The sequence below is a fragment of the Dyella sp. genome, from assembly GCF_035277725.1.
Classification (GTDB): domain Bacteria; phylum Pseudomonadota; class Gammaproteobacteria; order Xanthomonadales; family Rhodanobacteraceae; genus Dyella_B.
In genome coordinates this window covers 1-5,877 of the sequence record NZ_DATEJY010000165.1, presented here as the reverse complement: position 1 = coordinate 5,877, position 5,877 = coordinate 1, and the positions used below count along the sequence as shown (strand labels likewise).

Below are 5,877 nucleotides of genomic sequence, written 5' to 3'. Positions count from 1 at the left end.
GCATTGGCGTTGCCACCCAGTGCCGGAGCGGCGGCGTCGGACGGAGGAGTTTGTTGGAACATAAACGCTACCCTTAAGAAGTCAGGCGTGAACTGTAACTGTAATTGGGATTACAGCTGGTTAAGGTTGAAGGTGATCGGGATGTCTACCGTCGATTCGACCGGCTTACCGTTCTTTATCTCAGCATTGAACCGGACCTTTTGGACCGATTCCATCGCTGCACGATCAAGCTCGCGGAAACCACTGCTTTGCTTGACCGTAACACTCTTCGGGCTGCCGTCGGTGCCAACGATAACCTCGAGGATGACCGTACCTTCATGCCGCTGGCGGATAGCCTGCGGAGGATATTTCGGCTGCAGCTTGTCCCTGTAAGAGGGATCAACGCCTGCCTTGATATCCGAAGGCGGTGCCGGCGGCGCGGGTGGCGCAGGCGGCGGCGACGGAGCCGGATTGCTGGACGGTTCTTCCACGGCCGGAGGCGGTGCCGGCGGCGGCGGATTCGGCGGCGGGATCACCTGCTTGATGACCTTCGGCGGCGGCTGCTTCGGCGGTTCCGGCGGCGGCGGCGGGGGAGGAGGAGGTGGCGGCGGTGGTTCGATGAAGTTCACCTGCACGATCTTTTCTTTCTGAACTTCCGCCGTTTTCGGAGGCGCCATCGGCGCGATCAGTATCAGGAAAGCAAACGCATGCAGCGCGATGGCTACCGCCAGCGCCCATGTGCGCCCCCAACTGAACGGCTTAGCGCCGGTTGCTTCGTTACTTGAGGCCATCTGTCGCTTTCAATCAGGAGCTAGTAATCGGGATGTTGTGGTCGCAGCATCCAGCGGCAAAAGTCTGCTCCCAAAGGGGTGACATTTGCCACTGGACAACGCGGGAAAAGTCCAACGGTACAACAGCACATGGCGTTTGTATAGCATTTGTGTAGGCAAAAGATGGCAATCTTTTTGGACGTCCATCTAGCCGGCTAAACGCTTTCGTCATGTAGCTTTTTATCAACCGCCAATGTTGGCTTGTTTCAGCCACTTTTGCGCTTGAGCCTTGGTTTCCGGATCCTTTTCGGCTTCCAGCACTGCTTCGGCAGCAGCAGCCTTATCCTTTAGACCAATGTTCGCTTGGGCAAGCGCCATATAGGCTTTGCCTTTGTGCTTCACGCCTTTGCTGATGGCTTGTTGCAACAGCGGCTTGGCCTTGCTGAATTCGTTCTGTGTCACGAGTGCAACGCCTGCCTTGTAAGCAGGCTCGCCGTCGCTCGCGAGTGGCATCGCTTTTTGATAAGCATCTGCCGCTGCGTTCGCGTCGCCGCCGATCATGTGCGCATCGCCCATGAGCATATAGTTATCTGCGCTCGGCTTTACGACGCCCTTGGTGATGCCTTCCTGCAGCACTTCCACGGCTTTGTCGGTAAGCGGACCTGGATCTTGCGTGCTTTGATCCTGCGCCTTGTTCATGTAGAGCTTGGCGAGGGTGACGTAGTCGCTCTCTGTGGTGAGCAGACCTTTCGACCTGCCATCTTCCATCAGCTTCAACGCGTCATCGTATTTCTGCATCTGGATGTCCAGACTCAGCGCGTTATGGAAGCTGGTGGGATCCGTCGGTGATGCAGCGGCAGCCTGCTTTGCAATCTCGGCTGCTTTGTCTTTTTGACCGGAATCGTTGTAAGCGAGCATCAACAGCTGGTTCCAACGCGGATCCGGTTTATCCGTCATCGACTGCGCTTTCTTGATGGCGGTAATGGCTTCAGGATACTTCTGCAGGCGGTAATAGGCTTCGCCTTCCAGTGCATAAGATTCGGGCGTTTCCTTCTTGCCTTCGGCGCGCCACTTTTCTACTTGATCGATCGCCGGCTGGTATTGCTGATTGAGCACGTAGAACGTGGCCAGTTCGTATTCGAGCTGAAAGTACGCATCGTTCGGCATGACGCCGTTATCAAGCGAGCGCTTGAGCAGATCAATCGCACCCGGCAGATCGTTATTCATCGCGTGGACGCGAGCCAGGCCTTGCAGTGCCATGGCTTGAACATATTTGCTCTTGCTGTTGTCGATCAGTGGTTGCAGCAGCTGCGTTGCCTGATCTTTGTTGTTTGCTTGTGCGGCATCGAGTCCTTTGTTGAGCGCTTCCTGTTCTTTCTTGTCCGTCAGATCCAGCTTGGGTTCTTTGCGAGTCGCATTGGGGTATTGCGGAGCCGCCTTCTGCTGATCGCCTGACGAGTTGTCGCTCGCTAGCGCCGGAGTGCTCGCCAACATCAGCGCAAGCGCAGCGCCGGCCAGCATCTTCAGGGAAGCGTGTTTCATAGCGTTCCTCAAAATGAAAGGAGTCGGATTTCACGCACGAGCTGTGCGGGGGATCACTGAGATTAACCTGACCTTGCTATCGATAACAAGCTGCAATGCCGCATTAAAGTTTCTTTAAAATCAAGTGGTTATCCCATTATCGCCATACGGGGGCGCATTGCGGACACAATTCCGCCCCAAGTGTGCAGATCAGGATCAGACGAACGCCGTGACGGGCGTGTGTATGGCTGTGCGAATGTACTAATGCGCTAATGCAGCAGTTGGTGCTGACACGTGCCGCAGAAGTCGCGGCACGTGTGCGGAAGATCAAACGTCGAGGTTGGCAACTTTCAACGCATTGGCCTCAATGAAGTCGCGACGCGGCTCGACCGCTTCGCCCATCAACATCGAGAACATTTGGTCAGCGGCGATGGCGTCCTCAATGCCAACCTGCAGCATGCGCCGCGTTTCCGGATTGACCGTGGTTTCCCACAACTGCTCCGGATTCATTTCACCCAGGCCCTTGAAGCGCTGGATGGTGCGGCCCTTCTTTGCTTCTTCCAGCAACCAGCTGCGCACATCGGCGAAGCGGATGACGCCGCGCGAGGCGTTACCGCGACGGACGACGGCCTCTGCCTGGATCAGCCCGGTCAGCTGCTGGCTGATGGAGAGAATGGGCCGGAATTCCGAACCCGCGAAGAATGGCTGCGGCAACAACCAGGTGTGATTGATGCCATGTTGGTCGCGCACAACTTCGATCGCTGCGGGTTGTTCGCCATGAGCGGGCCGGAACGCCAAGCGATAACGGGGCTTGCCCAGGCCGCTGGACGCGAGATTCTTGGCCAGTCCATCCAGCCAGGTTTGCATGGTGGCGGCATCGTCCCAATAGGCCGGCTGGATGGGTTCATGCTCAACCATTGCGGTCAGCACGTTTGCGTCAAAGCGGTGACCCAGGCGTTCGATCTGATCCAGCGCGGCTTGGTAATCGCGCAGCAGTTTTTCCAGCGCTTCGCCACTGACGGGCGGCGCGTCCGGGGTGTAATGCAGTCCAGCGTTGTCGACCGCGCTTGAAATCAAGTACGCGTTGAGTGCTGCATCGTCCTTCAAATACAGCTCCTGCTTGCCCTGCTTGAGCTTGTACAACGGCGGCAGGCCGATGTAGACGTGACCGCGCTCAATCAGGTCCGGCATCTGGCGGTAGAAGAACGTGAGCAGCAACGTGCGGATGTGGGAGCCGTCCACGTCCGCGTCGGTCATGATGATGATGCGGTGGTAGCGCAGCTTGTCGGGGTTGTAGTCCTCCTTCCCGATGCCGGTGCCCAACGCCGTGATCAGCGTGCCGACTTCAGCGGAGGAAAGCATCTTGTCGAAGCGCGCTTTCTCGACGTTGAGAATCTTGCCTTTGAGCGGCAGCACAGCCTGCGTCTTGCGGTTGCGACCTTGCTTAGCCGAACCGCCTGCGGAATCACCCTCTACCAGGAACAGCTCGCACAGCGAGGGATCCTTTTCCTGGCAATCGGCCAGTTTGCCCGGCAGCCCGGCGATATCCAACGCGCCCTTGCGGCGGGTCATCTCGCGCGCTTTGCGGGCAGCTTCACGGGCGCGCGCCGCGTCGACGACCTTGACGGCGATCGCCCTGGCTTCGTTCGGATGCTCCAGCAGGAAATCGCCCAGTTTCTCGTAGACCACCTGCTCCACCACCGTTTTCACCTCGGACGAAACCAGCTTGTCCTTGGTCTGCGAGGAGAACTTGGGGTCCGGCACCTTTACCGACAGCACCGCAATCAGGCCTTCGCGCATGTCGTCACCCGACAGCGTGACCTTGGCGTTCTTGGCCAACCCCTCTTTCTCGATATAGGCCTGGATCGCACGCGTCAGCGCGGCGCGAAAACCGGTGAGATGGGTACCGCCATCACGCTGCGGGATATTGTTGGTGAAGCAGAACATCGTCTCCTGGTAGGAGTCGGTCCACTGCATCGCGAGATCAACCGTGATCGCGTCTTGCTGTGCAGTCAGGCTGATGACGTTGGGGTGTAGCGCGGTCTTCAACTGCGCCAGATGCTGCACGAACGATTTGATGCCGCCTTCGTAGGCAAAGGTGTCGTTGCGCCCTTCCCCACGCTCGTCGCGCAGATCAATGCTGACGCCGGAGTTGAGGAAGGCCAGTTCGCGCAGGCGTTTGGCGAGAATTTCGTAGTGGAATTCGATATTGGAGAAGGTTTGCGTGCTCGGCAGAAAGCGCACCGTGGTGCCGCGCCGTTCCGAGGGCCCGATTTGCTTTACCGGATACTGGGGTTCGCCCAGCCTGTATTCCTGGTGGTATTCATGGCCGTCGCGATAGATGGTCAGCCAAAGGTGGTCGCTGAGCGCATTCACCACCGACACGCCCACACCGTGCAGGCCGCCCGAAACCTTGTACGAGTTCGCGTCGAACTTGCCGCCAGCGTGCAGCACCGTCATCACCACTTCTGCGGTGGAACGACCCTCTTCCGGATGCATATCGACCGGAATGCCGCGGCCATTGTCTTGCACGCTGACCGAGCCATCGTCATGGATGGTCACGATGACGTGGTCGCAATAACCGGCCAAGGCTTCGTCGATCGAGTTATCGACGACTTCGAACACCATGTGGTGGAGGCCGGTGCCGTCATCGGTATCGCCGATGTACATGCCTGGGCGCTTGCGCACCGCTTCGAGGCCTTTGAGTACCTTGATGCTGTTCGAATCGTAAGATGCGTTCATGCAGTAACCATGTTCCGACGCCAGTAATCCGCCCGGTGTGGCGCCAGAGTGGCCGGGCTGGATGCAACCGAACAATTATAACAGGGGCGTCAATCGACCCTGTTCCACGTGGAACATCTGGATCGGCTGGGCCGCCAGTACGGCGGGGAGTTCGGTACCGGAGATAAGTACTTGCGCCGGCGTCCCCCGCAAGCTGTCGACGACGGCGGCCTGGTGCGCCTGGTCCAGTTCGGACGCCAAATCATCCAGACACACGATAGGCCACTCCCCCCTGTGCATAGCGTCCAGCCAGGCCTGAGCAAGCACGCAGACTAACGCCGTGAGCTTCTCCTGACCGCGAGATAGGTGTTCCCGTTGCGGGGCATGCTGGAAAGACACTGCCCAATCGGCCCGATGCGCGCCTGATGTGGTGTGCCCCCTGCCCTGATCCTTCAAGCGCTGGGAGGCCAATATCTCGCCTAGATCTTGATCCTCCGCCCAGCCTCGGCGATACCGCAACTCGATAGTTCCCAATTCCGGTAGGAGCAACGTTGCCTGTTCTTTGAGAAACGGCAGCAAAGCATCCAAGTAGGCCCCGCGCCACTGATCAATGAGCAGGCCAGTTCGACCAAGCTCCTGCTCCCAGGGAACCATCACACCCTCATCGAGCACACCGCCTCCTCGCAGCAAGCTGTTGCGCTGCTTAAGCGCCCGCTGATAACGCCGCCACGTGCTCAGGAACTCGTGTTCCACGTGGAACACCCCCCAATCGAGGAAGCGGCGACGCTCTTCAGCGCTGCCAGCAATTAATGCGTGGGACCCAGGCTCAAAGCAAACAACAGCACATTCGCGAATCAGCTGGCCGAGAGAAACGTCTTGCCCGTCC

At 58.5% G+C, this 5,877-nt stretch carries 4 protein-coding genes; all 4 read right to left on the bottom strand.

Going from position 1 to position 5,877, the window contains the following annotated elements; translation table 11 throughout:
* Nucleotides 1–110: 110 nt before the first annotated feature.
* Nucleotides 111–770: an energy transducer TonB gene (locus VJR68_RS14715; protein ID WP_324148848.1), complete on the bottom strand. Its 660-nt coding sequence runs from the start codon at nucleotides 768–770 to the stop codon at nucleotides 111–113.
* Between the two features lie 222 nt (nucleotides 771–992).
* Nucleotides 993–2,291: a tetratricopeptide repeat protein gene (locus tag VJR68_RS14710; protein ID WP_324148846.1), complete on the bottom strand. Its 1,299-nt coding sequence runs from the start codon at nucleotides 2,289–2,291 to the stop codon at nucleotides 993–995.
* Nucleotides 2,292–2,597: 306 nt separating this feature from the next.
* Nucleotides 2,598–5,012, bottom strand: a complete 2,415-nt coding sequence (gene gyrB / locus VJR68_RS14705; protein WP_324148844.1) for a DNA topoisomerase (ATP-hydrolyzing) subunit B — start codon at nucleotides 5,010–5,012, stop codon at nucleotides 2,598–2,600.
* Nucleotides 5,013–5,087: 75 nt separating this feature from the next.
* Nucleotides 5,088–5,877 (bottom strand): DNA replication/repair protein RecF (gene recF, locus VJR68_RS14700; protein ID WP_324148842.1); only part of this gene is annotated, 790 nt, incomplete at its 5' end.